The 1,328-nt window shown below is 43.9% G+C and carries 3 protein-coding genes and 1 pseudogene; 1 reads left to right on the top strand and 3 read right to left on the bottom strand.

The annotated features are described in order from the left end of the window. Positions 1–350 (top strand): IS200/IS605 family transposase (tnpA, locus tag FD07_RS11865; protein WP_057161957.1); only part of this gene is annotated, 350 nt, incomplete at its 5' end. Positions 351–423: 73 nt separating this feature from the next. On the opposite strand, the gene FD07_RS11860 is transcribed toward tnpA, so the two are convergent. The 3 genes and pseudogenes from FD07_RS11860 to FD07_RS11855 form a co-directional block, all read right to left on the bottom strand. After that, positions 424–705, bottom strand: a complete 282-nt coding sequence (locus tag FD07_RS11860) for a helix-turn-helix domain-containing protein (RefSeq protein ID WP_020090285.1) — start codon at positions 703–705, stop codon at positions 424–426. Then, positions 705–833 (bottom strand): annotated as a pseudogene (locus FD07_RS12680) (type II toxin-antitoxin system RelE/ParE family toxin); the annotation flags it as partial. The pseudogene FD07_RS12680 and the gene FD07_RS11860, both read right to left, overlap by 1 nt. Positions 834–972: 139 nt before the next feature. Then, on the bottom strand, positions 973–1,328 hold a 356-nt coding region (locus tag FD07_RS11855), incomplete at its 5' end, for a zinc ribbon domain-containing protein (protein WP_156403289.1).

Here is a 1,328-nt window from a genome sequence, read left to right as displayed (position 1 = left end):
GGGTCACTAAATACCGGCATGAAGCATTTACAACGCCCAAGTTAGTCACTGAAATGGCCGACATTCTAACGAAAATAGCCCGACTGAACGAAGTGACTATTGAGCAAATGGAAGTAATGCCTGATCATATCCACCTACTACTAAGTTTTAAGCCCAAATACGCACCAACTAATGTTGTCAAAGCCTTTAAGGGCGGTTCGGCTCGCTTATTCTTTGAATTACACCCAGAAATAAAGGCTCAAAAGTTTGGGGGTGGACATCTCTGGTCTCCTAGTTACTTCATGAGTACTCTTGGTGATATGAGCAAGAAAACTGTAGAAAACTACATTGCCAGTCAGCGAAAGGCATAGTGGCATTCATCCCTTGCTTGAAAGCAAGGGAATTCTGCCTAGCTTATATTAAACTAACTATCATACGGATACTTTAAATAAATTGAATTCGTAATTGTTTATGCGTTTTTTGCGCAATCTCTGCAAGAGTCTTGTTGCTCGCCGTCACAGCCCCTGCCTCGATCCGAGCAATTGTCGATTGTGGTTTGCCAATCAGATCGGCAAATGCTCGTTGAGAAAGTCCTAAGCTATCTCGTAATTGTTTAACGGCAACGGCAATCTCTAAGTCGATTTCCGCCTGGTCATATGCCTGAGCAAATTCTGGGCTTACCGCTTGTCTTTCCTGGATATAATCATCCACTCTTTTTAATACCATTAGCGCTCATCCCTCCTGACAAAGATGCCTCGTAGTCTTTTCCCACGATTAATTTCTCGAATAGGTGTCTTTTCGGTCTTTTTGGTGAAGCCATGCGTAATCACGTATTCTGACCCTTCTAAATGGAAGTCAATTGCCCCTGAATGAATTCAGAGGCTTGTCGCTCACGTGTCTGGTGACACAGTAGTCCAACATGCCTGTTAGGCACTCCTACTCATAGTGGCAACATCATCGGGTAATTGACGGTTACCCGTTTAACTGCCAGGTTTACCCGGCAGTTGTTAGCTTCCTAATCTTCGGGTGCTTAACACCATTCAACCAATCCTGACCAAGTATCCCAATATTCATGGCTCCCAATCGGTCATCATTACAACGATACTGGCATTGTTGGCACCAATACTCGTGCGTCTCATGGTGACGATTAGTCTTCTCAATCAGACCACACTTGGGACATCGCTGTGAGGTAAATGCTGGACTCACTTTCACAACAGTACTTTGAATGGCCTGAGCCTTATACGTTAGGAAAGATTCTAGCTGGAAGAAAGACCAAGAGCGATGACTATTACGCAAAGGCTTAGGTAAGTCATCCGTATTGAATGTCACATTGGTTAAGTCTTCCAGAA

Origin of the sequence: Levilactobacillus parabrevis ATCC 53295 (genome assembly GCF_001434055.1) — a bacterium.
Lineage (GTDB): Bacteria > Bacillota > Bacilli > Lactobacillales > Lactobacillaceae > Levilactobacillus > Levilactobacillus parabrevis.
This window is presented reverse-complemented; position numbering and strand designations above follow the sequence as displayed.

What these genes read in the sequence shown, in the direction of transcription:
- FD07_RS11860 (WP_020090285.1), bottom strand. Translation starts at nt 705, where the DNA reads ATGGTATTAAAAAGAGTGGATGATTATATCCAGGAAAGACAAGCGGTA.